Annotated in this window: 31 protein-coding genes; 17 read left to right on the plus strand and 14 right to left on the minus strand. The window is 69.2% G+C overall.

Annotated features, from left to right (window positions below):
* The first annotated feature begins 12 nt into the window (after positions 1-12).
* The 8 genes from ccsA to TCCBUS3UF1_RS02980 all read left to right on the plus strand — a co-directional run bounded on the left by ccsA (position 13) and on the right by TCCBUS3UF1_RS02980 (position 6807).
* Positions 13-699, plus strand: coding sequence for a cytochrome c biogenesis protein CcsA (ccsA, locus tag TCCBUS3UF1_RS02945; protein WP_014515014.1), 687 nt, complete (start codon positions 13-15; stop codon positions 697-699).
* Between the two features lie 91 nt (positions 700-790).
* On the plus strand, positions 791-1219 hold the full coding sequence (ccmE, locus tag TCCBUS3UF1_RS02950; RefSeq protein WP_014515016.1) for a cytochrome c maturation protein CcmE: 429 nt from the start codon (positions 791-793) through the stop codon (positions 1217-1219).
* Positions 1216-3147, plus strand: a complete 1932-nt coding sequence (locus tag TCCBUS3UF1_RS02955; RefSeq protein ID WP_014515017.1) for a heme lyase CcmF/NrfE family subunit — start codon at positions 1216-1218, stop codon at positions 3145-3147. The genes ccmE and TCCBUS3UF1_RS02955 overlap by 4 nt, the downstream gene beginning before the upstream one ends.
* Positions 3144-3680, plus strand: coding sequence for a TlpA disulfide reductase family protein (locus tag TCCBUS3UF1_RS02960; protein WP_014515018.1), 537 nt, complete (start codon positions 3144-3146; stop codon positions 3678-3680). The genes TCCBUS3UF1_RS02955 and TCCBUS3UF1_RS02960 overlap by 4 nt, the downstream gene beginning before the upstream one ends.
* The gene (locus tag TCCBUS3UF1_RS02965) at positions 3677-4096 is read left to right on the plus strand and encodes a cytochrome c-type biogenesis protein CcmH (RefSeq protein ID WP_041433712.1); all 420 of its coding nucleotides are present in this window, start codon (positions 3677-3679) and stop codon (positions 4094-4096) included. Before TCCBUS3UF1_RS02960 ends, TCCBUS3UF1_RS02965 begins: the two co-directional genes overlap by 4 nt.
* Positions 4093-5073 (plus strand): cytochrome c, encoded by a 981-nt coding sequence (locus TCCBUS3UF1_RS02970; RefSeq protein ID WP_014515020.1) that lies wholly within the window; start codon positions 4093-4095, stop codon positions 5071-5073. The genes TCCBUS3UF1_RS02965 and TCCBUS3UF1_RS02970 overlap by 4 nt, the downstream gene beginning before the upstream one ends.
* Positions 5070-5624 carry a Rieske 2Fe-2S domain-containing protein gene (locus TCCBUS3UF1_RS02975; RefSeq protein ID WP_014515021.1) on the plus strand — a complete coding sequence of 185 codons (555 nt, stop codon included), beginning with the start codon at positions 5070-5072 and terminating at the stop codon, positions 5622-5624. The genes TCCBUS3UF1_RS02970 and TCCBUS3UF1_RS02975 overlap by 4 nt, the downstream gene beginning before the upstream one ends.
* 7 nt (positions 5625-5631) lie before the next feature.
* The gene (locus TCCBUS3UF1_RS02980) at positions 5632-6807 is read left to right on the plus strand and encodes a PLP-dependent aspartate aminotransferase family protein (protein WP_014515022.1); all 1176 of its coding nucleotides are present in this window, start codon (positions 5632-5634) and stop codon (positions 6805-6807) included.
* Here TCCBUS3UF1_RS02980 and tyrS read toward each other — a convergent pair.
* A complete protein-coding gene (gene tyrS / locus TCCBUS3UF1_RS02985) occupies positions 6804-8111 on the minus strand; it encodes a tyrosine--tRNA ligase (protein WP_014515023.1) in 1308 nt (435 codons plus the stop codon). The two genes, TCCBUS3UF1_RS02980 and tyrS, sit on opposite strands and share 4 nt — an antisense overlap.
* Positions 8112-8133: 22 nt before the next feature.
* Between tyrS and TCCBUS3UF1_RS02990 the strand changes: the two genes are divergently transcribed.
* From TCCBUS3UF1_RS02990 to TCCBUS3UF1_RS03000, 3 genes are read left to right on the plus strand one after another with little or no spacing between them, the layout of a single operon-like run.
* Entirely contained in the window at positions 8134-8511 is a 378-nt protein-coding gene (locus TCCBUS3UF1_RS02990; RefSeq protein WP_014515024.1) for a hypothetical protein, read from the plus strand.
* 57 nt (positions 8512-8568) lie between these two features.
* Positions 8569-8862, plus strand: coding sequence for a 30S ribosomal protein S20 (gene rpsT / locus TCCBUS3UF1_RS02995; protein WP_014515025.1), 294 nt, complete (start codon positions 8569-8571; stop codon positions 8860-8862).
* Positions 8863-8872: 10 nt separating this feature from the next.
* Complete coding sequence (locus TCCBUS3UF1_RS03000) at positions 8873-8956, plus strand: 30S ribosomal protein THX (RefSeq protein WP_008632889.1); 84 nt, start codon at positions 8873-8875, stop codon at positions 8954-8956.
* A 29-nt stretch (positions 8957-8985) separates the two neighbouring features.
* On the opposite strand, the gene TCCBUS3UF1_RS03005 is transcribed toward TCCBUS3UF1_RS03000, so the two are convergent.
* Together TCCBUS3UF1_RS03005 and thrB are read right to left on the minus strand one after the other, a co-directional pair.
* Complete coding sequence (locus tag TCCBUS3UF1_RS03005) at positions 8986-9726, minus strand: DUF4388 domain-containing protein (RefSeq protein WP_014515026.1); 741 nt, start codon at positions 9724-9726, stop codon at positions 8986-8988.
* Complete coding sequence (gene thrB, locus TCCBUS3UF1_RS03010) at positions 9711-10589, minus strand: homoserine kinase (protein WP_014515027.1); 879 nt, start codon at positions 10587-10589, stop codon at positions 9711-9713. Before thrB ends, TCCBUS3UF1_RS03005 begins: the two co-directional genes overlap by 16 nt.
* Before the next feature lie 483 nt (positions 10590-11072).
* Between thrB and TCCBUS3UF1_RS03015 the strand changes: the two genes are divergently transcribed.
* Positions 11073-11441 carry a hypothetical protein gene (locus TCCBUS3UF1_RS03015; protein ID WP_014515028.1) on the plus strand — a complete coding sequence of 123 codons (369 nt, stop codon included), beginning with the start codon at positions 11073-11075 and terminating at the stop codon, positions 11439-11441.
* A gap of 20 nt (positions 11442-11461) precedes the next feature.
* Here TCCBUS3UF1_RS03015 and TCCBUS3UF1_RS03020 read toward each other — a convergent pair whose 3' ends face one another.
* Complete coding sequence (locus TCCBUS3UF1_RS03020; protein WP_014515029.1) at positions 11462-12910, minus strand: bifunctional ADP-dependent NAD(P)H-hydrate dehydratase/NAD(P)H-hydrate epimerase; 1449 nt, start codon at positions 12908-12910, stop codon at positions 11462-11464.
* Positions 12911-12942: 32 nt separating this feature from the next.
* Between TCCBUS3UF1_RS03020 and TCCBUS3UF1_RS03025 the strand changes: the two genes are divergently transcribed.
* Together TCCBUS3UF1_RS03025 and TCCBUS3UF1_RS03030 are read left to right on the plus strand one after the other, a co-directional pair.
* Positions 12943-13680 carry an NAD-dependent deacylase gene (locus tag TCCBUS3UF1_RS03025; RefSeq protein WP_155983253.1) on the plus strand — a complete coding sequence of 246 codons (738 nt, stop codon included), beginning with the start codon at positions 12943-12945 and terminating at the stop codon, positions 13678-13680.
* 16 nt (positions 13681-13696) lie between these two features.
* Positions 13697-14206, plus strand: coding sequence for a hypothetical protein (locus tag TCCBUS3UF1_RS03030; RefSeq protein WP_231291412.1), 510 nt, complete (start codon positions 13697-13699; stop codon positions 14204-14206).
* On the opposite strand, the gene der is transcribed toward TCCBUS3UF1_RS03030, so the two are convergent.
* The gene (gene der / locus TCCBUS3UF1_RS03035; protein WP_041433951.1) at positions 14203-15501 is read right to left on the minus strand and encodes a ribosome biogenesis GTPase Der; all 1299 of its coding nucleotides are present in this window, start codon (positions 15499-15501) and stop codon (positions 14203-14205) included. The two genes, TCCBUS3UF1_RS03030 and der, sit on opposite strands and share 4 nt — an antisense overlap.
* Before the next feature lie 79 nt (positions 15502-15580).
* Here der and TCCBUS3UF1_RS03040 point away from each other — a divergent pair, with 79 nt between their 5' ends.
* The gene (locus TCCBUS3UF1_RS03040) at positions 15581-16150 is read left to right on the plus strand and encodes a lysophospholipid acyltransferase family protein (RefSeq protein WP_014515033.1); all 570 of its coding nucleotides are present in this window, start codon (positions 15581-15583) and stop codon (positions 16148-16150) included.
* Between the two features lie 36 nt (positions 16151-16186).
* Entirely contained in the window at positions 16187-16552 is a 366-nt protein-coding gene (locus TCCBUS3UF1_RS03045) for a DUF4870 domain-containing protein (protein WP_041433715.1), read from the plus strand.
* Here TCCBUS3UF1_RS03045 and TCCBUS3UF1_RS03050 read toward each other — a convergent pair.
* Positions 16530-16907: a 4'-phosphopantetheinyl transferase superfamily protein gene (locus tag TCCBUS3UF1_RS03050; protein WP_014515035.1), complete on the minus strand. Its 378-nt coding sequence runs from the start codon at positions 16905-16907 to the stop codon at positions 16530-16532. The genes TCCBUS3UF1_RS03045 and TCCBUS3UF1_RS03050 overlap by 23 nt on opposite strands.
* Positions 16908-16981: 74 nt before the next feature.
* On the opposite strand from TCCBUS3UF1_RS03050, the gene rsmF reads away from it, so the two are divergent.
* Positions 16982-18349: a 16S rRNA (cytosine(1407)-C(5))-methyltransferase RsmF gene (gene rsmF / locus TCCBUS3UF1_RS03055; protein ID WP_014515036.1), complete on the plus strand. Its 1368-nt coding sequence runs from the start codon at positions 16982-16984 to the stop codon at positions 18347-18349.
* On the opposite strand, the gene TCCBUS3UF1_RS03060 is transcribed toward rsmF, so the two are convergent.
* The 8 genes from TCCBUS3UF1_RS03060 to pilM form a co-directional block, all read right to left on the minus strand.
* Positions 18346-19398 (minus strand): 3-dehydroquinate synthase family protein, encoded by a 1053-nt coding sequence (locus TCCBUS3UF1_RS03060; RefSeq protein ID WP_014515037.1) that lies wholly within the window; start codon positions 19396-19398, stop codon positions 18346-18348. The two genes, rsmF and TCCBUS3UF1_RS03060, sit on opposite strands and share 4 nt — an antisense overlap.
* Entirely contained in the window at positions 19376-19930 is a 555-nt protein-coding gene (locus TCCBUS3UF1_RS03065; protein WP_014515038.1) for a shikimate kinase, read from the minus strand. Before TCCBUS3UF1_RS03065 ends, TCCBUS3UF1_RS03060 begins: the two co-directional genes overlap by 23 nt.
* A gap of 15 nt (positions 19931-19945) precedes the next feature.
* Positions 19946-21097, minus strand: a complete 1152-nt coding sequence (aroC, locus tag TCCBUS3UF1_RS03070; protein ID WP_014515039.1) for a chorismate synthase — start codon at positions 21095-21097, stop codon at positions 19946-19948.
* Between the two features lie 75 nt (positions 21098-21172).
* On the minus strand, positions 21173-23431 hold the full coding sequence (locus TCCBUS3UF1_RS03075) for a secretin N-terminal domain-containing protein (protein ID WP_041433717.1): 2259 nt from the start codon (positions 23429-23431) through the stop codon (positions 21173-21175).
* Between the two features lie 11 nt (positions 23432-23442).
* Positions 23443-24024, minus strand: coding sequence for a hypothetical protein (locus tag TCCBUS3UF1_RS12010; RefSeq protein WP_231291413.1), 582 nt, complete (start codon positions 24022-24024; stop codon positions 23443-23445).
* A 379-nt stretch (positions 24025-24403) separates the two neighbouring features.
* Positions 24404-25003 (minus strand): type 4a pilus biogenesis protein PilO, encoded by a 600-nt coding sequence (locus tag TCCBUS3UF1_RS03085; protein ID WP_014515042.1) that lies wholly within the window; start codon positions 25001-25003, stop codon positions 24404-24406.
* Positions 24993-25616: a competence protein gene (locus tag TCCBUS3UF1_RS03090; protein WP_014515043.1), complete on the minus strand. Its 624-nt coding sequence runs from the start codon at positions 25614-25616 to the stop codon at positions 24993-24995. The genes TCCBUS3UF1_RS03085 and TCCBUS3UF1_RS03090 overlap by 11 nt, the downstream gene beginning before the upstream one ends.
* Positions 25609-26742 carry a type IV pilus assembly protein PilM gene (gene pilM / locus TCCBUS3UF1_RS03095; RefSeq protein ID WP_014515044.1) on the minus strand — a complete coding sequence of 378 codons (1134 nt, stop codon included), beginning with the start codon at positions 26740-26742 and terminating at the stop codon, positions 25609-25611. The genes TCCBUS3UF1_RS03090 and pilM overlap by 8 nt, the downstream gene beginning before the upstream one ends.
* Between the last annotated feature and the right edge of the window lie 122 nt (positions 26743-26864).

Raw genomic sequence — 26864 nt, forward strand, 5'->3', positions numbered from 1 at the left:
TGGAGGCAAACCATGCTGAAGGCAGCTAACCCAGATCGGCCAGATCTCCTCACCTGGGCCTTTTTAGGTCTGGGCCTTCTCCTCCTCCCCGCGGGGCTTTACGTGGCCCTCGCGGCCCCGCCCGATGTGAACCAGGGGTACCTGGTCCGCATCATGTACCTGCATGTCCCCACGGCTTGGCTTGGGTATCTGGCCTTCTTCGTCACCTTCCTCTACTCCGTCCTCTACCTTTTCCGCCAGGATCCCCGCCACGACCGGATGGCCCTGGCCAGCGCCGAGATCGGCCTGGTCTTCATGGGCTTGGCCCTGGTCACCGGGATGCTTTGGGCCCGGCCCACCTGGGGGGTGTACTGGACCTGGGAGCCCAGGCTCACCACCACCGCCATCCTCTTCGCCGTCTACGTGGGCTACTTCCTCCTGCGGGGGGCCATTGAGGACCCGGAGCTAAGGGCCAAGGCGGCGGCCGCCGTGGGCATCCTGGGGTTCCTCAACGTGCCCATCAGCTATATGTCGGTGAAGTGGTGGCGGAGCCTGCACCAGACCCAGTCCATCGACCTCACCACGGGCCGGATTGAGATGGAGCCCGCCATGCTCCAGGCCCTGCTCTTCAACCTCCTCGTCTTCACCCTCCTCTACGTGGGCTTCGTCCGCTTCCGGGGCTTTTTGGCCGCTTGGGAGGCCAGGAAGGAGGAAGCGTGAGCGAGGTCTTCGTCACCTGGGTCTACGCCCTCACCTACCTCACGGTCTTCGGCTACCTGGCCTACCTCTTCTGGCGTTACCGGAGGGTGCGGTGAGAACCAAGTACGTCCTGGGGGTGCTCCTCATCCTGGGGGCCTTGGCCTACATGGTCTTCGGGGGGCTGGGCCGGAACCTGGTTTACTTCCTCACCCCTTCCGAGTACCTGCAGGACCAAAGCCGGTACCAGAACCGTCCCGTGCGCCTGGGGGGCCTGGTGAAGGAGGGGACGGTGCGCTACGACAAGGACCGCCTCGAGCTCCGCTTCACCCTCACGGACGGCGTGGCCGAGGTACCCGTGGTGCACAGGGGCACCCCCCCGGGCATGTTCAAGGAGGGCCAGGGGGTGGTGGTGGAGGGCCGGTTCCGCGAGGGGGTCTTCCAGGGCAGCAACCTCCTGGTGAAGCACTCGGAGAGCTACCAGGCCCCCAAGGCGGGCTGGACCCCGGAAGAGGTGCGCAAGCTCATTGAGGAGGCCAAGTGACCCCGGCCCTTTTGGGCAACCTGGGCGTGAGCCTGGCCCTGGCCTTCAGCCTCCTGGGCTTGAGCCTGGCCCTGCTGGCCTACCTGCAGGGGGATGGCCGCTTCCTCCGCGGGGCCAGGGCCTTGGTCCTGCCCGCCTTCCTGGCGGCCCTCGCCGCCTTCTTGGCCCTGGAGTGGGGCCTTCTCACCCACGACTTCAGCCTGGCCTACGTGGCCCGGAACCACGCCACCCAGGATCCCTTGTGGGTCACCCTGGTCACCCCCTGGGCGGCCCTGGAGGGGAGCATCCTCCTCTGGGGGCTTTTGCAGACCCTCTACACCCTTCTGGCCAGCCGCAAGGCCCTGGACCCCTGGCGGGCCTCCTTGGTGCTGGCGGTCCTCTTCGGCATCCAGGTTTTCTTCTTTGGCGTGATGGCCACCATCGCCAGCCCCTTCCAAACCCTTCCCAACCCGCCCGCCGACGGCACCGGTCCCAACCCCCTCCTGCAGAACCACTGGATGATGGCCGTCCACCCGGTCCTCATGTACCTGGGCTTCGTGGGCCTGAGCGTACCCTTCGCCTACGCGGTGGCGGCCATGGTCACCCGGCGCTACCAGACCTGGGTGGAGGAGACCCGGTGGTGGGCCCTCATTGCCTGGGGCTTCCTCACCGCGGGGAAGGTGGCGGGGATGTGGTGGAGCTACGAGGTTCTGGGCTGGGGCGGCTACTGGGCCTGGGACCCGGTGGAGAACGCCAGCTTCATCCCCTGGCTCCTGGCCACGGCCTTCCTCCACACCGCCATCGTCCAGCAGGCCCGGGGGGCGTTTAAGGTTTGGAACTTCGCCTTCGTCACCCTGGCCTTTGCCGCCACCGTCCTCGGCACCTTCCTCACCCGCAGCGGGGTGATCATGTCCGTGCACGCCTTTGCCGAGGGGCCGGTGGGCCCGGCCTTTCTGGGCTTCTTCCTCCTTGCCACCGGCCTTGGCTTGGGCCTCCTTTCCCGGGTTTCCCGGGAGGTGCGGGACACCGCCGTCTTCCGCCCCCTTTCCCGGGAAGGGGCCTTGCTCCTGGGGGCTTTCTTCTTTGCCGGCTGGGCCCTGGTGGTCCTCCTGGGCACCTTCTACCCCCTCCTGGCCGAGGCCTTCGGCGGGGCCAAGGTGAGCGTGGGGGCCCCCTTCTTCAACCAGCTTTCCGCCCCCATCGGGGCGGGGATCCTCCTCCTCATGGGGGTGGGGCCCCTCCTGCCCTGGCGCCGCCCGCGGGCCGAGGTTTTCCGCAACCTCTACGCCCTCTTGGCCGCCCTGGTCCTGGGCACCCTCCTGGGCCTCCTCCGGGGCTACACCTTTGGGGCTTCCCTGGCCGTGGGGCTTTTCCTCTATAACCTCCTGGCCATCTTCCTCCTGGTGCGGGAGGGGGTGGTGGGGCGGGTGCGGGCGGGGCTTTCCCCTTGGGGCTATTTGGGGAACCGCCGCCGGGTGGGGAGTCTGGTGGTCCACTTCGCCGTGGCCCTCATGGGCCTAGGGATCGCCTTCAGCCAGACCTACCGCCTCGAGGCGGAAAAAACCCTGTACCGCGGCCAGGCCTGGGCGGTGGGGGGGGTGCGGATGGAGTTCCAGGGGGTGCGGGCCCTCAATGAGGGGCGGCGCTTTGCCGTGGAGGCCCTCCTCCGCACGGACCGCTTCGGTGAGGTGCGCCCCCGGCTCCACTTCTACCCCCAGATGAACGCCCCCTTGCCCTCCCCCAAGGTGATCTACACCCCGGGCAACGACTACTACTTCCTCCTCATGGACTTTGACCGGGAGAAGGGGGAGTGGGCCTCAGTGCGCCTCATCGTCACCCCCCTGGTCTTCTGGATGTGGGTGGCGGGGGGGCTGATGGCCTTGGGCACCCTGTACATCCTCTGGCCCCAAGGCCTTGGGGCGGAGGCCAGGGAGGTGAGCCCGGCGTGAGGACCTGGCTCTGGGTCCTCCTCCTCCTCTTCCTGGGGGGGCTTTTCCTCTGGGGGATGCAGCGCAACCCCCGGGAACTCCCCTCGGTCCTGGCCCGGGAGCGCCGTCCTGCCCCCGACTTCACCCTGCCCGTCCTGCCCCCCTACCGGGAGGCCTGGGGGGAAACCTTCCGCCTTTCCCAGCACCTGGGAAAGCGGCCCGTCGTCCTCAACTTCTGGGCCAGCTGGTGCTACCCCGCCTGCTACGAGGAAGCCCCGGTGCTGGAGGCCCTGTGGCGGCGCTACCGGGACCGGGTCCTCTTCCTGGGGGTGAACACCCAGGACCAGGAGCCAGGGGCCTTGCGGTTTGTGGCCCAGTTCGGCCTCACCTTTCCCCAGGTCTTTGACCCTCGAGGCCGGGTGGGGGTGGACTACGGCATGTACGGGGTGCCGGAAACCTTTGTCATCGACGCCCAGGGCCGGGTCATGGTCCGCCACGCGGGGGCCATTGACCAGGCCACCCTGGAAAAGTACCTGGCGGAGGCCCTGCCATGAGGTGGCTGGCGTTGCTCTTCCTGTTCCTTTCGGCCTGGGCCCAAAGCGGCCCGCCCCCCGACCTTTCCCCCGAGGTCTTCGCCATCGCCCGGGAGCTCCGCTGCCCCGTCTGCCAGGGGGAGTCGGCGGCGGAGTCCAACGCCGGGGTGGCGGTGGAGATGCGCCGCATCATCGCCGAGATGCTGCAGCAGGGAAAGACGGAGGCAGAGATCAAGGCCTTTTTCGTGGACCGCTACGGCGACTGGATCCTCTACGAGCCCCCCAGGCGCGGGGCAACCCTTTGGGTCTGGGTCCTGCCCCTCGTGGGCCTTTTCCTCCTGGGGCTTGGCCTTTTCGCCTACTTCCGCCCCAAGCGGCCCCTGCCCCCTGAGCTTTTAGAGGAGGCGGAGCGCCGCCTGAAGGAGCCCCCTGCATGATGGCCACCCTGATCTTCCTGGTCTTGCTCCTCCTGGGCCTCCTTTTGGCCCTAAGGCCCCTCTTGGGCCCTAAGGAACCCTTCCCCGAGCCCCCGAGGCGGGAGGAGCTCTTGAGGGAGCTCTCTGTCCTCCAGGAGGAGGTGGCGGCCCTGGAGGGGGAAGAGCGGAAGCTGGCCCTGGCCCGTATGGTGGAGCTGGAGCGGGCCCTGGAGGGCTGGCGCCCCCCGGAACCCCGTCCCTTCAACCCCCTGCCCGTGGCCCTGGCCTTGGGGGTGGTCCTCCTCCTGGGGGTGGGGCTTTGGCGCTACAGCCTGCCCCGCCTGCCGGGGGAGACCACGGTGACGCAAAGGGCCGAGGCCCGGGAACTCAAGGCCCTGCAGGACAAGGCCAGGCGCACCGGGGCTGTGGAGGACCTCCTGGCCTGGGGCCGGCGGGCCTATGAGGTGCAGGCCTGGGACCAGGCCGCCGAGGCCTACCTGGAGGTGCTGAAGAAAGACCCCCGGAATGTGGAGGCGGTGCGCCGGGTGGGGATCCTCCTCTTCATGGGAGGCCGGCTGGAGGAGGCGGAGATGTTCTTGCAGATCGCCCAGCACGCCGACCCCAAGGCGGCGGAGGGCTGGCTTTTCCTGGGGAACCTCTACTTCCAAAAGGGGGAGAACGGGGCGGCCATCGCCGCCTGGGAGCGGTACCTGGAGGTGGGAGGGGAGGCCAGGGAAAGGGTGGAGGGCCTCATCGCCATGGCCAAGGCCCAGGCCCAAGGGGCCAAGGACGGCCTAAGCGTCTACCAGGCCCGCTGCGCCCTCTGCCACGGGGCCCAAGGGGAAGGGGGGGTGGGGCCCAGGCTCAAGGGGAACCCCATCCTGAAATCCCCGGAGGCGGTGCGGGAGATCGTCCTCAAGGGACGGGGCCAGATGCCCCCGGTGCCCCTGGGGGAGGAGGAGCTTAAGACCCTTCTGGACTACCTTGCGGGGTTATGAAGCGGAGGGACCTTTTCTTCTATGTGCCCCTGGCCGTGGCGGGGGGGTTTTTTGCCTGGTTTGGCGTGCGCACCTACAACCTGCGCTTCCGCCCCCGTCCCGAGGCGGGGGAACCCGTCTGGCGGGAAGGGGCCAGGGTGGCCGTGGCCCGGCGGGGGGAGCTTGGGGTGTGGCAGGCCAAGCCCTTCGCCTATCCCTTGCCCCAAGGGGATCTCAAGGCCTTTCTCCTGCGCCTGCCCGCCCCGGCCCCGGGGGGGCTTTCCCTGGGCCAGGAGCACTACATCGCCTTCAGCCGCATCTGCACCCACCAGGCCTGCACCCTGAACTTCGTCCCCGACCCCGAGGTGGCCTCCCTCCTCTACAACTTCCGCTACGAGCGGCCCTTTCTGGGCTGCCCGTGCCACTTTGGGGCCTTTGACCCCCTCCTGGGGGGGAAGGCCATCTATGGCCCGCCCCGTTACCCCCTGCCCCGGCTACGGCTGGAGGCCCAAGGGGAGACCCTTTACGCCACCGGGCACGAGGTGCCCCTAAGGCCCATGGAGGGCCTATAGTGGACCCATGGAAGAGCCCCTAGGCCTCTCCACCCTGGCGGTGCACGCCGCCTGGGCCCAGACCCCGGCCAACCCCCCCGCCACCATGCCCTTTTACCCCTCGGCGGCCTGGGCCTTCCGCGACCTGGACGAGGTGGACGCCGTGTACGAGGGCCGGGTAAAGGGGGCGGTCTACGCCCGGAACGGCACCCCCAACCGCTGGGCCCTGGAGCGCCTCTTGGCGGGGTTGCACGGGGGGGAGGCGGCCTTGGCCACGGCCAGCGGCATGGCTGCCCTGGCCGCCCTCTTCCTGGCCCACCTGCGGCCCGGGGGGCGGGTGGTGGCCTCGAGGGACCTCTACGGCACCACCTGGGGGCTTCTTGGGGACCTGGCCCGCTTCGGCGTGGAGGCGGTGGGGGTGGACGCCACGGACCTGGAGGCGGTGGCGGCCCATCTGAGGCCGGGAAGCCTCCTCCTGGTGGAAACCCTCTCCAACCCCCGCCTGCGGGTGGCCGACCTCCCCGCCCTGGCCGCCTTGGCCCGGGAGCGGGGAGCCCTTCTGGTGGTGGACAACACCTTCGCCACCCCCTACCACGCCCGTCCCCTGGCCCAGGGGGCGGATCTGGTGGTGGAAAGCCTCACCAAGTTTCTCTCCGGGCACCACCTGGTCCTCCTGGGGGGGCTGGTGGGGCGAAAGGACCTGGTGGAGGGGCCCTTAGGGGTGGCGGTGCGGGCCGGACTGGTCCCCGACCCCTGGGCGTGCTGGCTGGGGGCGGAGGGGGCCAAGACCCTGGCCGTGCGCCTGGAGCGGGCCTCGGCCACCGCCTTGCGCCTGGCCCGCTTCCTGGAGACCCACCCCAAGGTGGGGGCGGTCCACTACCCCGGCCTCCCCAGCCACCCCGACCACGCCACCGCCCGGCGGGTTCTCGCCCGGGGGTTTGGCGCCATGCTGGCTTTTGAGCTTCCCCCAGAACGGGAGGCGGTGAACCGCTTCCTGCGGGCTCTGCGCCACATCCGCCTGGTCCTCTCCCTGGGGGGGACGGAGACCACCCTCTCCCACCCCGCCACCTCCTCCCACCGCTCCCTCCCCCCCAGCGAGCGGGAGGCCTTGGGCCTTCACCCCGGCTTCCTCCGGCTTTCCGTGGGCCTCGAGGACCCCGAGGACCTCCTCGAGGAACTGGAGGAGGCCCTGAAAGCCGTTTAGCCCTCCTGGAGGCGCACCCGCACGAACCGGTCCCGGCCCCGCTGCAGCACCCGGGGACGGGAAAGGTCCACCTCCAGCCCCGGGTCTTCCACCACTTCCCCGTCGATGCGCAAGCCCCGATTGCCGATGAGCCTGCGGGCCTCCGCGTGGGAAGGGGTAAGGCCCGCCAAGGTGAAAAGCCGGGCCACCCAGATCCGCCCCTCCTTCAGCTCCGAGGGGGGGATCAGGGCCTCGGGCAGCTCCTCGGGGATGCCCCCCCTGGCCACTTCGTCGTAGCGGGCCTCGGCCCGGCGCACCGCCTCGGGGCCGGCCTCCCTGTCCCGGCCCTGGGCTTCCCAGGCGTAGCCCAGGCTCTCGTAGAAGGCCCGGTCCAGGCGGGCGGGAATGGTTTCCTGGGCGTAGGCGGCGGTGAGGAGCCGGGCCAGCACCCGGTGGGCGGGGACGGGGCCGGCTTTAAGGAGGGCCTCTACCTCTTCTTCCTCCAGGTCGGTGAGGAGGCGGAAGTAGTCCTTTAGCAGGGGGTCGGGTACCCGCATGAGCTTCTTGAACATGCTTTCCGGGGGCTCGGCCACCCCGATGTAGTTGTCCAGGCTCTTGCTCATCTTCTCCCGCCCGTCCAGGCCCACCAGGAGGGGCATGAGGAAGGCCACCTGGGGGGGGTGGCCGTAGGCCCGCTGCACCTCCCGGCCCACCAGGAGGTTGAAGCGCTGGTCCGTCCCCCCCATCTCCACGTCGGCCCGGATGGCCACGGAATCGTAGGCCTGGGCGAAGGGGTAGAGGAACTCGTGCAGGGAGATGGGGATGCCCTCCTCGTAGCGCTTCTTGAAGTCCTCCCGCTCCAGCATCTGGGCCACGGTCATGAGGGAGGTGAGGCGCACCACCTCCTTGAAGCTCAGGCCCTCCAGCCACTCGGAGTTGTAGCGCAGCTCAAAGAGGTGGGGCTCCTGCCGCAGGATCTTCCCCGCCTGTTCCACGTAGGTCTTGGCGTTTTCCCGGGTTTCCTCCAGGGTCAGGGGGGGACGGGTCTTGCTCCGGCCCGAGGGATCCCCGATCATCCCGGTGAAGTCCCCGATGATGAGCACCACCTTGTGCCCCAGCTCCTGGAACTGGCGCATCTTGCGCAGGACCACCGCGTGCCCCAGGTGGAGGTCGGGCCGGGTGGGGTCGGCCCCCAGCTTGACCGTGAGGGGGCGCCCTTCCTGGAGCTTTAGGAGGAGTTCCTCCTCGGGAAGGATCTCCTCGGCGCCCCGCTTCAGGAGGAGAAGGGCCTCTTCGGGGGAAAGCCTGGTCCACGCCTCCGCCATGTGCCCAAGTATACTGAAGGCAATGCGGAGCCTGCTCCTTCTTTTGCTCCTGGCCCTGGGCCTTTACTGGTACGCGGACCGGTATGGCCTGGCCGTGGGCTACCCGCCCTTTTTGCCGGTCTTCTACTGGAAGTACACGGGGGAGGCCCGCTACCCCTTGCGGGTCACGGGGCTATACGATGCGGTGAAGGTGAAGGTGGCGGGAAACCTGGAGGAGGGAAGGCTTTCCCTGGCCCTCCTGCGCGAGGGGCGCCAGGTGGGGGAGAGGCACTTTGCGGGCCGCTTCCAGGAAGAGGTGCGCTTCGCCGTGACCCCGGGGGAATACCTTCTCCGCTTCCGCTTGGAAGGGGCCAAGGGCCAGGTGCGCTACGACTGGGTGGCCACCAAGTTTGCCCCCTAGGGCGGGGTGTGCTACACTTAGGCCTGGTCTGCCCCTAGAGGGCACGAGGGGAGAACAATGGCGCAGAAAAAGCCCAAGAGGAACCTTTCCGCTCTCAAGCGGCACCGGCAGTCCCTGAAGCGCCGGCTTCGCAATAAGGCCAAGAAGTCGGCCATCAAGACCCTGAGCAAGAAGGCCGTCCAGCTGGCCCAGGAGGGCCAGGCAGAGGAGGCCATCAAGATCCTGCGCAAGGCCGAGAGCCTCATCGACAAGGCGGCCAAGGGTTCCACCCTGCACAAGAACGCCGCCGCCCGCAGGAAGTCGCGGCTCATGCGCAAGGTGCACAAGCTTCTTTCCGCGGTAAGCGCCTAAGGAGGGCAGCATGGGCAAGGGCGACCGTCGCACCCGCAGGGGCAAGATCTGGCGGGGCACCTACGGCAAGTACCGCCCCCGCAAGAAGAAGTAAGCCCAAAGGGGCCGGAAGCCTAGGCCGGCCTAGGCTTCGCCTTCCTTTTCCATCTCCCAGGTGAGGTCCCTCAGGAGCCACCCCCGCCCCTGGGGGGTGAGTTCCCCGCTGCCGATGGCCTGCACCAGGTAACGGCGCACCAGGCCCACGGGCACCCCGGAGGCGATCACCTCCCCCAGGTTGCGGGTGCCGTCCAGAAGGGCCTGGAGCCCACCGAACTCCTCCAGGGTCTTGCCCTTTTTCCCCTGGTAGCGGATGCGCAGGGCGTACCAGGCGTAGCGGCGCAAGGGGTACAGGTCCCCCTCCCGGACCCCCATGTAGGCCCGCTCCATGGCGATGAGGAGGGGAACCTCCCAGGCCTTGGCCGCGGCCCGGACGCTTTTTCCTCCCTGGAAGACCTCGTAGGGGGAGGTGGGGCGGATGGCCTCCAGGACCCGGCTGGGGGAGTCCACCAGGGTGCGGAAGCGGTCCCACTCGTCGTTCACCCGGGCCCATTCCCCCAGGAGGGTGGAGAAGGGCAGGAGGGGTTTTTCCGCGGCCGGGGCTCCCGGTTGGAAGCGGAAGGGGCCTTCCTTGGGGTGCAAGGGGAAGGTGAAGAGGGCCTCGAGGCCCTCCCAGTCCAGGATGGCCGCCCCCACCACCTCCCCAGCGGAAAAGCGCAAGGAGAGGGGCAAAAACCCCACCCTCAGCTCCAAGACCCCTGAACGCCGGTGGGCGTGGATGAGCTCCAGAAGCTCGGTGAGGGGGATGGTGTTCAGGTTTCCTTCCAAAAGTATCCCTCCCCTAGGCCTAGGACCAGGGTACGCCCTTCCCCCCGGTAGGCTTCAAGGGCCCGGGCCACGGGGGCCTCCTCCCCGGCCCGCACCAGGGCCGCCACCGTGGGGCCGGCCCCGCCCACGAAGGCGGCCAGGGCCCCGGCCTCCAAGGCCCCCTGGATGGCCTCCAGCACCCCGGGCATCAGGTGGGCCCGGCGCGGCTGGTGGAGCCGGTCCCGGCTGGCCTCCCGCAGGGCTTCCAGCCTACCCGTGCACAGGGCGGCGGGCCAGAGGGCGCTCCGGGCCAGGTTGAAGACCGCCTCCTCCAGGGGGACGCTGGGGGGAAGGGCGGCCCGGGCCAAGGGCGTGGGCACCTCGTAAGGGGGCACGGCCAGGACGAAGCGCACCCCTTCAGGCCTGGGCAGGGGGATGGCCAAGGGGGGCTCGCTCAGGGCGGCCACAAACCCCCCGTAGACCGCGGGGGCCACGTTGTCGGGATGGCCCTCCAGGCGGGCGGCCACCTGGAACACCCCTTCCCGCCCAAGCCGCCCCCCGGAAACCCGGTCCGCCAAGGCCACCCCCGCCACCAAGGCGGCGGAGGAGCTCCCCATGCCGCGGGCCAGGGGGATGGGGTTGAAGGCGCGGATGGCCAGGGGCTCCGCCTTCAGGCCCAAGGCGGCCATCCCCGCCCGGTAGCCTTGGTGGATCAGGTTGTCCGTTCCCGCCACCTGGCCTTCCCCTTCGTAGAAGAAGGCGTCTTCCCGGGCCGGCTCCGCCTCCACCTCCAGGTAGAGGTCCAGGGCCACCCCCAAGGCGTCAAACCCCGAGCCCAGGTTGGCCAGGGTGGCGGGGACATAGAGGCGGGCTAGGTGTCCCATAAGTCCTACACCGCCCCCAGAATACCAGGAGCTTTCTGGGGTCTTGACAAGAAGAAGAAGAAGCCCTATCCTTGGAATGGAGGTGATATAATGAGGCTGGCCATTCTAGGAGGGCTTGTGTTTATGGTCTTGGGTTTGCCGGTGGCCATGGCTCAGGCCATGCCCTTCCCTCAAGAAGGGCCTTCTTGCCCATTGCCGGGCGATGAGATGGTGAAACCTTTTGAGAAAGCGGGGGTGGAGGAGCAGGTTTTGCCCCTCAGCTGTGGCGCCCAGCCTTGTCTGGATCCGGGGGATGGCGGGGGTGGCGGAGGTGGATCAAGCCTCAATCCTGTCTGCTTCCTTGTCTCTTGTCTGTCGACAGGTTTGCCGACCGGTTGTTGAGTATGCTTGTAGGCGCGTTGGGGGTGCGTGGTCTTGCGAGGCCGTTTCGCGAATTGTTTGTACCGAGGTTTGCCAAAATGTTTGTAGGTAGGAGGTGCTGCTATGGATAGATTTCAAAGGCTTTGGGGTTTTGCAAAGAGAACGCTAGCCTTGGGCATTTCTGTTGGGCTAGGGCTCTTAGCCCTCCGGTTTGAGGGTGTCCTCGGACCCGCTACCTTTGCCCTTGGGGTTATCTCCGGGGCCCTGTTGGACTATGTCTCCCTTGGGCAGGTGCGCTTAACGAACAGGAAAGAAGTGGTGGCTCTCCTAGCAGCCACTTTGGCGGTTGGTTATTTCGTTGAGCTGGTTAGCCCGGGGTACTGGACCCGTTTCCTTCAAGGACCCGCCGGTACCCCGTATTTTTTGGGGCTTTTCCTGGGCGAGCTCCTTTTCTACTCATATAGCAAGGCCGAGGGTAAGGTTATCCGCTGAATGAGGGCAGGAGGAGGCGCTCATACCCGGGAAAAGGGCCAGGGCGCCTGCCCTCCTTCCAAAAGCCTCCGCGCCCGGGGAAGAGCCTCCGCCACCTCCCGGGCGAGGAGCCCCACCCCCTTTTCCCCGGCCCGGAGGTCCCCGGCCAGGCCGTGGAGGTAAACCCCAAGCCGGGCGGCGTCAAAGGGGGCAAGCCCCGCCGCCATAAGGGCGGCGATGGCCCCCGAGAGGACATCCCCCGTGCCGCCGGTGGCCAGGGCGGGGTTGCCCGTGGGGTTGACGGAAAGCCGCCCCCCCTCGGCCACCACCGTGGGGTTACCCTTGAGGACCACCACCTGGCCCGTGGCCTCGGCCAGGGCCCTGGCGGCCCCCAAGGGGTCCTTGGCCACCCCCTCCGGGGGCAGGCCGAGAAGCCGTCCCGCCTCCCCGGCGTGGGGGGTGAGGACGGCCCGCACCCCGGCCCGGCGGTAGAGCTCCACCACCTCCGGGTGCAAGGCGTCGGCGTCCAGCACCGTGGGCAGGTGGGCTTGCAGGGCCTCCAGGGCCCAGGCCCGCCCCCAGGCCCCCCCGCCCATGCCCACCGCCAGGGCCTCCACCCTCATGGGGGGAAGGCTGGGGGCGTTCACGGGGTGGAAGACGGCCTCGAGGGGCTCCAGGGGCGTGCCCTCCGGGGCCACCAGGTGCACCAGGCCCGCCCCCATGCGGTAGGCCCCCAGGGCGGCCAAAAGGGGCGCCCCGGCGTAGCGGAGCCCCTCCCCCCGGTACCCGCCCAGGACCCCCACCCGGCCCACGCTGCCCTTGTGGGCCGTGAGGGGCCGGGGGGGGAGGAGGGGGCGCAGGGCCTCGGGGGTGGCCACCTCGGGCAGGTCCTCCCTTTGCAGGAGGTGGCGGGGCAGGCCGATCTCCGCCAGGTAAAGTTGGCCGCAGGCCTCCCGGTTGAGGAGGTGGGGGGTTTTGAGGGCGGCGAAGGCCAGGGTGGCCGTGGCCCGCACGTGGGGGGCGTAGGGGAGGCCGGAGGGCAGGTCCAGGGCGAGGATGGGGAGGCCGCTGGTGTTCATCCTCTCCACAAGCCCTGCGTAGAGGCCCTCCAGGGGTCGCTTGAGCCCGGTGCCGAAGAGGGCGTCCACCAGCACCTCCCCCCCCTTCCAGCTGGCCTCCTCCAGGGGGCGGATCTCCAGGCCGTGGGCGGCCAGGGCCTGCCGGGCCAGAAGGGCATCCCCTTCCTGCCCTTCCGCCGCGTAGACCCGCACCGCCACCCCTTCCAGGTGGAGGTGGCGGGCCAGGACCAGCCCGTCCCCGCCGTTGTTGCCCTTGCCCGCCAGGACCACCGCGGGGGCCTGGCCAAAGAGCTTTCGGTAAAGCCGGGCCGCCTTCATCCCCGCCCACTCCATGAGGAGAAGGGTAGGGTAACCCAGGGCCGCCGCCTTCTGGTCGGCTTCCCGCATGGCCTCGGGGGTGAAAAGCCTCATCCCCTTCAGCCTACCGCGTTACCATGGGGATGGTGGAGCGCCTGGAAGAAGCGCGGCGGAGGCTTAGAGAGGCCCAGCGGGTGGCGGTCCTCACCGGGGCCGGCATCTCCAAGCCCTCGGGCATCCCCACCTTTCGCGACGCCGAGGGGCTTTGGCGGAACTTCAACCCCCTGGACTACGCCACCCCCGAGGCCTACGCCCGGAACCCGGAGAAGGTCTGGGCATGGTACGCCTGGCGCATCGCCAAGGTACGGGAGGCTAGGCCCAACCCCGCCCACCTGGCCCTGGTGCGCCTCGAGGAGGCCCTGGCCGCCCGAGGGGGGAGCTTCCTCCTGGTAACCCAGAACGTGGACGGCTTGCACGCCCGCGCGGGGAGCCGGAGCTTGGTGGAGTTCCACGGCAACCTCCTGCGGGCCCGCTGCGAGGCCTGCGGGGAGCGGTTTCCCCTGCCCGACCCCTTTACCCCCCCACCCTTCTGCCCCCGGTGCGGCCACAGGGCCCGGCCCGATGTGGTCTGGTTTGGGGAGTTTCTGCCGGAAGGGGCTTGGGCGCAGGCGGAGAGGGCCTTCGCCGAGGCTGACTTCGCCTTGGTGGTGGGCACCAGCGCCGAGGTGGAGCCCGCCGCCTCCCTGGGGCGCATCGCCTACGCCGGGGGGGCCTACCTGGTGGAGGTGAACCCCGAGCCCACCCCCCTCACCCCCCTGGCCCACCTTTCCCTGCGCACGGGGGCGGTGGAGGGGCTGGAGGCGCTCTTGAACGATGGGGGTTAGGGGCTTTCTTCGGGTTTTGGCCGATCTTTGCACCCTGGCCCGGGCGGCGGTGGTGCTCCTGGTCCTCCTCCGGGTGGGCCAGGGGCCGGAGGCCTTGGCCCAGGTGATCCGCCTCCTCCTCTTGGGCTGGACCCTGGACGTGCTGGACGGGGTTTTGGCCCGGGCCTCGAGGCGGCCCTCCCCCTTGGCCCTCTGGGACTACCCCTTGGATGCCGGCCTGGCCTGGGCCGGTTGGGCCTACCTGGCGGGAGCGGGCCTGGTCCCCTTGCCCCTGGCCTGGGCCCATGGGGTCCTCACCCTGGTCCTCCTCCTTCGCTACCCCAGGAAGAGCCTTGCCATGCTCCTCCAGGTCCTTCCTACCTTTGCCCCCTTTCTCCTGGCCCACCGCTTGGCCCCGGAGGCCTTCCGGGAAGCCCTCCTTTGGGCCTTGCTTGCCCTCCTTCTGGACGGAAGGCGGTTTTTGGGGGTGGTGCGGGAGTTTATGGAGGACGTGGGGCTTGGGGTGCCTTCTCCGAGGCGGCCTTAGCCTTCCTCCCGCCTGCCGCGGAAGACCAGGCGGAAGGGGATCTCCTTCAGGCCCAGGTCCTCCCCGATGCGGTTTCTCAGGTAGTTCTCAAAGGCCCGGGTGACGAACTCGGGGTGGTTGACGAAGAAGACGAAGGTGGGCGGGGCCACCTCCGGCTGGGTGGCGTAGAGGAGCTTGAGGGGCCTTCCCTTGAAGTTGGGGAGCTGGACCTTGGCCGTCCACACGGAAAGCCAGCGGTTCAGCTCCGAGGTGGGGACGCGGGTGTGGCTTAGCTCGTGGAGGCGTACCGCCTCGGCGAAGATCCGGTCCAGGTTCTGCCGGGTGAAGGCCGAGGTGTAGACCCGGGGCAGGTGGTCCAGGTGGATAAGCTTCTCCCGCAGGCCCCGCCGCACCTTGGAGGCCTCCTCCTTCCCCACCAGGTCCCACTTGGTGATGACCAGGAGGACGGGTTTCCCCTCCTCCATGGCCTGGTTGGCCAGCTTGAGCTCCCGGTCCCCCACCTGGAAGGGGTCCACCACCAGAAGGACCACGTCGGCCTCGGCCATGGCCCTTAGGCTCCGTCCGATGGCCAGCTCCTCCACCAGGCTCTCGGGGCGCTTGCGGATGCCCGCGGTGTCCACCAGGACGAAGCGGTGGCCCCCGAAGAAGAACTCCACGTCAATGGCGTCCCGGGTGGTGCCGGGCTCCTCGGATACGATGACCCGCTCCTCCCCCAGGATGGCGTTGAGGAGGCTGCTCTTCCCGGCATTGGGTCGGCCCACGATGGCCAGCCGGATGGCCGCCACCTCGGGCTCGGACTCGATCTGCCGCACGGGCAGCTTGGCCCAGATGGCTTCCAGGAGCGCCTCGAGGCCCCGGGCGTGGGCGCTGGAGGTGGGAATGGGGTCCCCGAAGCCCAAGGCGTAGAGGGGGCCTAGGTAGGCCTCGTGCTTGGGGTCGTCCACCTTGGTGGCCACCAGCACCACCGGCTTGCCCTTCTTGCGCAGGTACTCCGCCACCTCGTAGTCCGCCTGGGTGAGCTCGGCACGGCCATCCACGGCAAAGAGGACCAGCTCCGCACTTTCCAGGGCCTGGTCTACCTTTTCCTGGATTTTTTTCTCCCAGTGGTCCCCCGACCATAGCCCTCCCGTGTCCACCAGGAGGAAGCGGCCCCGGTCGGTTTCCACCACGCCTTCCTTCAGGTCGCGGGTGACCCCGGGTACGTCGGCCACCACCGCGCTCCTCTTCCCCAGGAGGCGGTTGAAGAGGCTGGATTTGCCCACGTTGGGCCTACCCACGATCACGACCTTGTGCATCTTCACCCCAAGCAAGAGGGGTGGGAAGCTTCCCACCCCGCCTTCCCCCAGTCTACCACAGGGGGTATGCTGACAGGGTATGCGCGCCTTGGCCGGTTGGCTTCTCCGGCTTGGGGGCTGGCGGTACCACATGCCGCCCCCGCCCTGCAAGCGGTACGTCCTGATCGGGGCCCCGCACACCTCCAACTGGGACTTCTTCGTGGGGATCCTGGCCCTTTGGGCCCTGGGGATCCGGGCGCGGTGGCTGGGGAAGAAGGAGCTTTTCCGTCCCCCCTTGGGCTGGCTCCTTACCCTTATGGGAGGCATTCCCGTGGACCGCTCCCGCCGGAAGGGCCTGGTGGACCAGGTGGCGGCCATCCTGAGGGAAAGGGAGGTGGCCATCCTCATCACCCCCGAGGGCACCCGGGGCAAGGCCCCCTACTGGCGCACGGGCTTCTACTACATGGCCCTTAAGGCCGGGGTTCCCATCGCCTTGGGTTACGCCGATTTCCACCGGAAGGAGGTGGGCGTCGGGGGGTACCTCTGGCCCACGGGGGACCTGAAGCGGGACTTTGCCGCCATCCGCGCCTTCTACCAGGACAAGGTCGGTTTGCGGCCAGAAAAACAGGGCCCCATCCGCATCCGGGAGGAAGAGGAAGAGGTGGCCTAACGGGGTCGGTGGGGCGTTTTCCGCTAGACTGCTCCCATGGGACCACCTAGCCCCTTTTCCGATGCCGCACGGACCTGGGCCGCGGTGGCCCACCTGGCCCCCCTCCTGGGGTACTTCGTCCTCATCGGCCAGATCCTCCTTCCCCTGGCCGTCCTCCTCTGGGGGCCCAAGGATCCCTTGGTCCAGGCCCACGCCAAGGAGTCCCTAAACGGCCAGATCAGCTACACCCTGTACGGCCTGGCCCTATGGCTTCTGGCCCTCACCGTGGTGGGCCTGGTCCTGGCGGTGCCCCTGGCCCTGGGCCTGGTGCTGCTGGTCCTTTGGAACATGGTCCAAGGGGCCTTGGCCGCAGGCCGGGGGGAGGCCTACGCCTACCGCCTCATCCTGCGCCTGGTGCCCTGACCTCCAGGACCACCACCGCCAGGGCGTGGCCCCGCTCGTGGCTTAAGGAGAGGTGGGCCAGGAAGCCCTCCCCCTCGAGGCGGGCGGAAAGCCCAGGGGCGAAGCGCAGGACGGGCCTTCGCCCCTCCATGCCCACCCAGACCTCCTTCCAGGCAAGACCCTCGGGCCAGCATTTCTGGAAGGCCTCCTTGGCCGCCAGCCGGGCGGCCAGGCTGGGAGCGGGGTCCTGGTGGCGGAGGGCGTAGGCCAGCTCCTCCTCGGTGAAAAGCCGCCTCAGGGCCCTTTCCCCGTGGCGCTCCAGGAGCCTGCGCACCCGGGCGATCTCCACCAGGTCGGCACCCACGGCCCGGATCACGGACCCACCTCCCCCTCCATCGGGTTCCAGTCTACGCCTTGAGCCCTCCGGGGCCCTTGTGCTAGGGTGCTGGGGTGCTGCCCAAGGCCTTTCTCTCCCGCATGGCCGAGCTTTTGGGGGAGGAGTTCCCCCCCTTCCTAAAGGCCCTGACCCAGGGGGAGAGGGCGTATGGCCTCCGGGTCAACACCCTCAAGCTGGCGCCCGAGGCCCTGAAGGGGATCGCCCCCTGGCCCTTGGAGCCCATCCCCTGGTGTCCGGAAGGGTTTTACTACCCCGCCGAGGCCCGGCCCGGACCCCACCCCTTCTTCTACGCCGGGCTTTACTACATCCAGGAGCCCAGCGCCCAGGCGGTGGGGGTTTTGCTGGACCCCAGGTCCGGGGAGAGGGTCTTGGACCTGGCGGCAGCCCCTGGGGGCAAGACCACCCACCTGGCCGCCCGCATGGGGGGGAAAGGCCTCCTTCTGGCGGGGGAGGTGGACGGGAAGAGGGTGCGGGGGCTTCTGGAGAACCTGGAGCGCTGGGGTGCGGGCGTGGCGGTGCTCCAGGCCCCGCCCCGGGCCCTGGCCGAGGCCTTTGGGGCCTACTTCCACCGGGTTCTCCTGGACGCCCCCTGCTCGGGGGAGGGGATGTTCCGCAAGGACAAGGAGGCCATCCGCCACTGGGGGCCCTCGGCCCCCAAGCGGGCCAGCGAGGTGCAGAAGGCCCTTCTGGCCCAGGCGGCCCGCCTGCTGGGGCCTTATGGGGTCCTGGTCTACTCCACCTGCACCTTTGCCCCCGAGGAGAACGAGGGGGTGGTGGCGGCCTTCCTGAAGGCCCATCCGGAGTTCCGCCTCGAGGAGGCCCGGTTCCACCCCCTCTTCGCCCCCGGGGTCCCGGACTGGGGGGACGGGAACCCCGATCTGGCCAAGACCGCCCGCCTCTGGCCCCACCGCTTACGGGGGGAGGGGCACTTCCTGGCCCGCTTCCGCCGGGAAGGGGGCGCGTTCAGCACCCCCCGCCTGGAACGCCCTCCCCCCCTTTCCCCCGAGGCCAAGAGGGCCTGGGGGGCCTTCCTGGCTGAGGCCGGTCTGGAGCTGGAAGGGCTCCTTCTGGAGCGGGGAGGGCACCTCTACCTCCTCCCCGAGGGGCTCCCCTCCCTGGCCGGCCTCAAGGCCCCCGCCCCCGGCCTCTACCTGGGCCTGGTGCAGAAGGGCCGTTTCCGCCCGGCCAAGGCCCTGGCCTTGGCCTTCGGGGCCACCCTGCCCTGGCCTAAGCTTCCCCAGGTGGCCCTGGGGCCGGAAGACCCCCGGGCCCTGGCCTTGGCCACCGGGGAGGGCGTGGCCTGGGAGGGGGAGGATATGCCCTTGGCCCTGGCGGTCCTGAAGACCCCGGTGGGGGATTTTCCCCTGGACTTCGCCAAGGCCAAGGGCGGGGTCCTGCGGCCCGTGGGGATGGCCCTCTAGGGGGATTGGGCCAGGCCCTCCCTGAGGAGAAGCCCCTGCCACAGGGCATAGGCCTCCCGCAGGAGGCCCTCCGGGAGGGGCTGGACCGAAAGCCTCCCTGGGGCCAGGGGGACCACCCAGTGGAGGCTTTCCGATACCTTTTTCTTGTCCCTGGCCAGGTAGGGGAGGAGGTCCTCCCAGGGTGCCAGGGCAAGGGGCGGGGGTTGGAGCCAGCGGAGGAGGCGGAGGACCGGGGGGGTGAGGTCCTCCCCCCCCAGGGCCTTCCCCAGGAGGGCGGCGTAGAGGAGGCCGTAGGCCACGGCGGCCCCGTGGGGGAGGGCGTGGCGGGTCTGGGCCTCGAGGGCGTGCCCCAGGGTATGCCCCAGGTTGAGGAGGCGCCTTTCCCCCGCCTCCAAGGGGTCCTTCTCCGTGATGGCCACCTTCACCGCCACGGCCTCGGCCAGGTAGGCCTCCAGGCGGGGGCTTTCCGGCCCCAGGCCCTCCACCTCTAGGAGATCCTCCCGCCCCGCGATGAGGCCGTGCTTGAAGGCCTCCACCAGACCCTCCTTGAAGGTGAAGGGGGGGAGGGTGCGCAAGGCCCTGAGCTCGGCATAGACCCCCAAGGGGAAGTGGAAGGCCCCCACCAGGTTCTTCCCCTCGGGCAGGTTGATCCCGGTCTTTCCCCCCACGCTGGCGTCTACCACGGCCAGGGTGGTGGTGGGGAAGGAGAGGTACCTGATCCCCCGCAGGTAGGTGGCGGCCACAAACCCCCCCAGGTCGGTAAGGGTCCCCCCGCCCACCACCAGGAGGGTGGCGTTGCGGGGAAGGCCTTTGGCCGCCAGGAAGGAAAGCACCCTTCCGTAGGCCTCTAGGCTTTTGGCCCCTTCCCCCCCTTCCAGGCCCAGGCGGTGTTCCGCCCCCAGGGCCTCGGCCACCTCGAGGGCGAAGCCTTCCACCTTCCGGTCGTAAAGGAGGGCCTTGGGGCCTTGGGGCACCCCCACCTCTCCCAGAAGGCCCTCCCCCAGGAGGATGGGGTAGGGGACGGGGTTACGCACCTCTAGCCTCTGCATACGCCCAAAGCTTCTCCACGATCTCCGCCACCACCTCCTCCACCCGCCGGTGATCCGTGGATACGTGCACGTGGGCTTCCCGGTAGATGGGGGTGCGCGCTTGCAGGAGGGTGCGGATGCGCTCCAGGGGGTTTTCCACCTGGAGCAGGGGCCTTTCCCCAGGCTTGCGGGTGGCCCGTTCCAGGATGGTTTCTGGGCTGGCCCATAGGGCCACCACCGGGCCCCTATGCAAGAGGGCCTGGCGGTTTTCCGGGTCCACGAAGGTACCCCCCCCCAGGGCCAGGACCAGGTAGTCCTTGCCCACCAGCTCCCGCACCGCCTCCTTTTCCATGCGCCGGAAGGCCTCCTCCCCCAGGTGGCGGAAGATGTCGGGGATGGGGAGGCCGGTGCGCCGCTCGATGTAGCGGTCCAGGTCGATGAAGTGGAGCATGAGGGCCCGGGCCAGCTCGCGGCCGATGCGGCTTTTCCCCACCCCCATGAAGCCGGTGAGGCTCACGAAGGTGGCGGGGCGGGGGACCTCGAGGCGGGCCATGGGCCTATCCTACGCCTAGTAGGCCAAGGCCCGCGCCTTGTACCGCTCCACGCGCTCCTGGATTTCTTCTAGAGTATCCCCCCCAAACTTCTCCAGGTAAGCCTGGGCCAGAACGATGGCGCAGAGGGCGTAGAGGATCACGCTGGCCGCGGGGACGGCGGTGGTGTCCGAGCGTTCCCGGGCGGCGTCCGCGGGCTCGTGGGTGACCACGTCCACCGTGGGCAGGGGCCGCATCAGGGTGGCGATGGGCTTGAGGGCGGCCCGGACCACCAGCTCCTCCCCCGTGGTCATCCCCCCTTCCAGCCCCCCTGCCCGGTTGGTTCTGCGGTGGAAGCCCCGTTCCGGGGTCCAGTAGATGGGGTCGTGCACCTCCGAGCCCCGGCGCATGGCGTTTTCAAAGGCGGGCCCGATCTCCACCCCCTTGACCGCAGGGATGGAAAGGGCCATCTGGGCCAGGCGGCCATCCAGCTTCCGGTCCCAGTGCACATGGCTGCCCAGGCCCGGTACCAGGCCGCGGAAGCGGGCCTCAATGACCCCGCCCAGGGTGTCCCCTTCCGCCTTGGCCTGGTCGATGCGGCGGATCACCTCGGCCTCGGCCTCGGGGTCGGTCATGCGCAAGGGGCTTTCCTCAATGCGGGGGAGAAGGTCCCAGGAAAAGGGCACCCCGCTCCAAACCCCGGCCATCCCCGGCACGTACCCCACCCCCTCCACCCCCAGGAGGCTGAGGAGCTTCAGGGCCACCGCCCCCACGGCCACCCGCATGGCGGTCTCCCGGGCGCTGGCCCGCTCCAGCACGTCCCGTAGGTCCTTGTGGCCGTACTTGATCCCCCCGGCCAGGTCGGCGTGGCCGGGGCGGGGGGCGGTGAGGGCCCGTTTCCGCGGTTCGTTCCCCGGGGCCGGGTCCATGACCTCCAGCCAGTTGCGGTGGTCGGCGTTGCGTAGGGCCAGGGCCACCGGGGCCCCGGTGGTGCGGCCGGCCCGCACCCCCGCCCGGAACTCCACCCGGTCGGTTTCGATGACCATACGCCGCCCCCGTCCGTACCCCTTTTGGCGCTTTTCCAGCCAGGGGTTGATGTCCGCCTCGCTTAGGGGGAGGCCCGCGGGAAGCCCCTCGATGATGGCCAGAAGCTCGGGGCCGTGGGACTCGCCTGCGGTCAGGAACCTCATGGGGACATTGTAGGGAGGAAAGGCGTCCAGGGGAAGGCGGGGGCTAGAGCTCCCCCGCCTTCCAACCCCTTCGCCTTAGCGGGAAGCGGTTTCCTTCAGGATATCGGCGGTGATGACCACCAGAAGCTCCCGGTCGGTGTTTTCCTGGGTGCGCTGCTTGAAGAGTTCCCCGATCAAGGGGATATCCATGAGGAGGGGCACCCCTTGCTGGACCTGGTTGCTCTCCTGGGAGGTGAGGCCGCCAAGGACCACGGTCTGGCCGTCCCGCACCCGCATGGTGGTGGTCACCACCTGCTTGGTGAAGCGGTCCACGTCCCCGTCCACGGGGTTGCGCTGGACGTTGCCGGAAACCTCGGCCTTGATGTTGAGGAGGATCTGCCCGTCGGCGGTGATCTGGGGCGTGACCTCCACGATGATGCCGATGTCAAAGGGTACCCGCTCCACCCGGTCCCCCACGATGCGGCGGATGAGGAAGGTTTCCCCGGACTGGAGGCGGGCGGTCTGGTTGTTGAGGACGGTCTGGTTCACGTCCCTAAGGGCCCGGGAAAGCCCCTGGCGCTGGAGGGCCTCGAGGGTGGCCAGGATGTTCAGGGCCGCCAGGCTGCGGGTGCTGTCAAAGATCAGGGAAAGCCCGGAGTCCAGGATGCTGGCCACCACGTTGCCCCCGGCCACCGTGTTCCACTTCAGGCCCAGGTTCTGGGTCAGGTTGGCCTGGACCTCTTGGATGCGTACCCGGAGGTTTACCTGGGGCACTGCCTGGTCCAGCTTGGGGATCAGCCCCTCCACCAGGGCCAGGTCCTCCTGCGTACCCGTGACGATCAGGGTGTTGGTGCGCTCATCCGCCACCACCGTGGCTTGGCGCTGGGGCTGGGCCTGGGCTTGGCCTTGGGCCTGGCCTTGACGGGCCTGGAGGGCCTCCTGGAGCACCTTGGCCAGGTCGGCGGCCTTGGCGTTGGAGAGCTGGTAGGCCCGCTGGAAGACCGGGGGGCCTTGTTCCGGGGCCCGGTCGATCTGGGCCAGGAGGTTTTCCACCTCGGCCAGCTGCCTTTCTGTGCCCCGCACGGAAAGGACGGACTGGCCGGGCACGGTCTGCACCACGATCCCCGGTACCTCCCGGGCCAGGAAGGGGGCCACCTTCTCCGCGTCGGCGAAGCGCAGGGGGTAAAGCCTGCGGGTGGTGGCCTCCTGGGGCGGGGGAGCCGCTTGAGGGGCCACGTCGGCCGCCTTCAGGATCTCGGCGAAGAGGGCCTGTTCGGCCTCAGTGGCCTCCAGGAGGAGGGCTTTGGGGTTGCCGGGGACGCTTTCCAGGCGGGCCTTGGGCAGTTCCCGGCTCAGGAGGGGCCGAAGGCGGGCCTCCACCTCGGCGTAGGTGAGGTTCTGCAAGGCGTAGACCCGGCGCACGGTGGCCACGGGCTTGGGCAGGTCGGCGGCCTCGAGGAGCCCCTTTAGGCGGGCATGGTCCTCCTCGGTGGCCAGGACGATGGCCCGTTTGGGGTCGGTGGGGAGGACGCTCACCTGGGCCCCGGGCACCTGGGCCTGGAGGAAGGAGAGGAGCTCGGGGAAGGTGGCGTGGCTGAGGGTGTAGGCGCGCTCCACCCGCGGCCTGGGCAGGCTTAGGGCGGGAAGGGGGCGGAAATCGATCCCCGCCCGCTGCAGGATGTCGGAGAAGCGGGCGTGCTGTTCCGGGGTGGCCAGAACGGAAAGGATGGCCTTGAGCCGGCCCCCTTCCTCCACCACGATCCAGTTCACGCTAAGCCCGGCGGCTTCCCGGGAGAGGAAGGGCAGGAGGTCGTTTTGCACCCAACCCTTGGCGGCCTCCACGCTGGAGGTGACCTGGACCTGCCCCCCTTGGCCCTGCACCGCCTGGCGGTAGGCCGCCTCGGGGATGCCCACCACGTAGGGCCTGCGCTCCGCCGCCCCGGCCCGGCTTGGGGCGTCCACCAAGGCGGTGATCACCTGGGTGGGGGCCACCACCACCACGTCCGGGGGCAGGAAGAGGTAGTCCAGGTTGAACTGGGTGCCGTAGGTGGCGAAGAGGAGGTCCCAGGCTTCCCGGAAGGCCTTCCCTTGGAAGTCCACCTTCACGTTGGGCAGGGGGGGCAGGGCCTTGGCCGGGTCCCCGGAGGCGTCGTAGGCCCGGTAGATGAAGGGCTGCAGGCCCACGCTCCGCGCCAGGGCCTCCAACACCACGTCCAGGGGCAGGGTGAGGCCAGCCCGCACCTGGCTTTCGGAAACCTTCAGGTTCACCTTGGCTTCAAACCGGGGGTCCTGGGGGAGGCTTCCCGCCAGGGCGGAAAGGCCCAGGGCCACCAGGGCCCAGGTTAGGGGTTTCATAAGGATTCCTTTCACTGACCACCTCCACCTTGTGCGTCCAGTAGGGGGATCTCCAGGGTTTCGTCCTTGAGGGCCAGGACCACGCGGTCGCCCTCGATGCGGCGGACCACCGCCTCGCTTCCGGGCAAGGGGCTGCCCACGGGCAGGACCAGATACCCGTCCTTGGTTTCCAGGATGGCCACGCTTACGGGTCCCAGCAGGGTACCCGAAAGCCTCAAGCCCCGCTCCTCCACCAGGGCCTGCAAGGGCCCCTTGCTGGGAGTCTCGGGCGCAGGGGGTTCGGAGGGTTTCCCCGGGGCTTGGACGGCCTCCTGGGGCAAGGGGGTTTCCACCAGGCCCTCGGGCGCGGCGGGCGCCACCGGGGATTCCACCCGGGCCGGGGGCACATCGGCCCTGGGGGTGGGGGCGAGGACCTTGGGGGCCGGCAGGGCCCCGGAGGTGCCCGGCAGGGGCCTGGGGGCGGGGCTCACCCTGGGGGTGGGTAGGGGCGTACCTTGGCTCACCCGCACCGGCTGGCCTGTGGGCACCGGCTGGGGTACAGGGGCGGGGCTTACCCCGGGGGTGGGTAGGGGAGCGGGCGCGGGGACCTCCACCACCAAGGGGACGAAGGGGTTGGGGGGTGGGGTTTCCCGGGAGGCCCGGGGCAGGGGCAGGGGGGCGGGCTCCGGGGTTGGGGCCGGTGCCGTAACCGTGGTCGTGGACGCCCCCCCTTTGGGGGCTGCCTGGGGCGCTGGGCTTTCGGGGTGGTTTCCGCCAGGGGGGGGATGGGAGGGGCTTCGATGGCCTTGGGGGCCTCCTGGGGCGTCGGGGTAGGGGTGGGGGGGAGGGCGGCCTCCCCGGGGGTCTGGGCGGGCAGGTAGAACCCCACGTACCAAAGGGTGACGGCGCCCACCAGGAGGAGGCCAGCCAAGGGGATTTTTGTGGACTGGGGCAGGTTGCGCCAAGCCTCGGCGAGGCGGGCTAGGGTTTCCTTCACCGTTCACCTCCTTGGCCTTGCTGGCCTCCCTCGGTTTGGGCCTCGAGGTCCTTGGCCAACATGTAGAGGGTCAGGGTCAGGCTGGTGGAGAGGAGGGGGTTGAGGTCCTGGCCCTGGACGCTCAGGTTCAAGCCCGAAAGGGAGCTGAAGCGGGAAAGCCCCTCCAGCCGCCTCAGGTAGGCGTAGGTTTCGGGGAAGGGGGCCTCGAGGGAAAGGGCCAGGTTGACGGCCCGCACCTCGGGCACCGGGGCCGAGGTGGGGGAGCGGGTAAAGGAGCGCACGCTGACCCCGCTCCGGGCGGCCTCGCCCAGGATTTCCGAGAGGACCTGGGCCAGGCGCTCCTCCCGGGGCAGGGCCCGGAGGAAGGCCTGGCGCTCGGCCTGGAGCGCTGCGATGGCGGCGCGGAGTTCGGGCAGGGCCCGCTGGGCCTGGCGGCCCCGGTCCCTTTCGGGGATCAAGGTGGCGATCTCCTGCCGCACCAGCTCGGTTTCCTGCCGTAAGGGCACGATGAGGAGGAAGTACCACAGGAGGGCCACCGCCAGGGTGAGGGCAATGGAGATCAGGGCCCATTCCCGCTGTCCCAGCTTAGCGAGCACCTTCCTCACCTCCCACCGCGCCTACCCGGGCGCTGAAGGTGTAAAGCCCCCGGTTCTGGTCCAGGGAGGCCCCCTGGAACTCTATGCCGAAGCGGGGGGAGGCCTCAAAGGCCTGGATGAAGCCCACCAGGGCCGCTTGGTTTAGGGCCTCGCCCTGGAGGTTGAACTCCACCCGGATCTTCTTGCCGTCGAAGGCGCCGCTTTGCGCTTGCTGGTTGGCCTCTTCCTCCGTAAGGGCCCGGGTGCCCACCGAGCGCAGGGCCACGGGGAACCGCCCCCCTTCCCGAGGGATCTGGCCGATGAAGGCCGCCAGGTACTCCGACCAGGGAACGAAGTTCTTGCGCAGCCCCTCCCGGATGGCCAGGAGGGCCTCGAGGGTTCGCCTTTCCTGCTGCAGGCGGTTTTGCTCCTGGATGAAGGGCCTTAGGGCCTCCACCTCGGCCCGCAGGGTGTCCCGTTCCTGCTGGGCTAAGGAGAGCTCGGTCTGGGCGGTGTAGTGGAGGAAGCCCAGGGTCAGAAGGACCACCAGGGCGAAGAGGGCGGCCACCAGCCGCCACCAGCCGGGTTCCACCCGGCGGCGCAGGTTTTTGGGCAGGAGGTTGAGCCTAATCAAGGGGACTCACCCCCCTTAGGGCCAGGCCTATGGGCACCATCAGCTCGGGGCCCAGCTCCTTTAGCTTTTCCAGGTCAAAGCGCTTGGGGTCCACCTGGATGCCCTGCCAGGGGTCTGGGGTGGTGAAGCTGACCCCCAGGGTATCGGTGAGCAGGGTGGCCAGGCCCCGCAGGCGGCTACCTCCCCCGTAGAGGTAGCCCACCTCAGGGTGGATATCCCCCAGCTGCACCCGGAAAAACTCCAGGCTTCTTCGGATCTCCTGGGTGAGGTCCACCAAGATGGGGCGGATGGCGTCGTAGATGCGGGCGGGGCTATAGCGCTCCCGTTCGGCGTCAAAGTCCAAAAGGAGCTCCTCGTCCTCGGTGGGGATGGTGGCCAGGCCATAGGTGCGCTTGACCTCCTCGGCGGTGAGGAAGTCCAGGCCGAAGGCCTTGCCGATGGCCTCGGTGAAATCCTTGCCCGAAAGGGTGAGCACCCGCACCGCCAGGGGCCGGTCCCCCCGGGTCAGGACCAGGCTGGTGCTCTCGGCCCCGATCTCCACCGCCACCGCCACCCGCTCGGGCTCGGCGCCGAGCTCGGCTTCCAAGGGGTAGAGGCCGGCGAAGGGCTTTACGTCTAGGACCACCGGCATCAGGCCGGCCCCCCGCAAGGCCTCCAGGAGCCCGGCCACCGCTTCCTGCCGCGCCACCCCAACCATCACCTCGGTCTGCTCCCCCTCGGAAACCTCGGAGAGGGGCTCGAGGGGGGCGAAGTCCAAGACCACCTCATCTATGGGGAAGGGGATGTAGCGTTCGGCTTCCCAGCGGACCGCCTCCTCCATCTCCTTGGGCGGCATCTTGGGCACCTGGATGGTACGCAGGATCACGCTGGGGTTGGGGACGGCGCTCACCACGTAGCGCTTGCGGGTGCGGGCTTCGGCCAGGAGTTCCCGAATCTCCTGGGCCAAGGCAGCGGGCTCAGCCACCACCCCTTCCGCCAGCATCCCCGGTGGGGTGGGGCGGGTGGCGAAGGCTCGCAGGGCGGGAGGATGGCCGGAAAGCTCCACCAGCTTGAGGCTCGACGCCCCGATCTCCAGCCCCAGGGCCTCCACGCGAGGCTTGAATAGCTTGCTGAAACCCGAAACCACGGCACCTCCTCTTACCTTGGGGAGAAAACGCTTCCTAGGGTCATAGGCGAACCTGCTTGTAGTGTATACCTTTTGCCGCCAGATGGGAAAGGGGTCATCCCCAAACCGCAGCCTAAAGTGAG

Origin of the sequence: Thermus sp. CCB_US3_UF1, from assembly GCF_000236585.1 — a bacterium.
In the GTDB taxonomy this organism is placed as follows: Bacteria; Deinococcota; Deinococci; order Deinococcales; family Thermaceae; genus Thermus.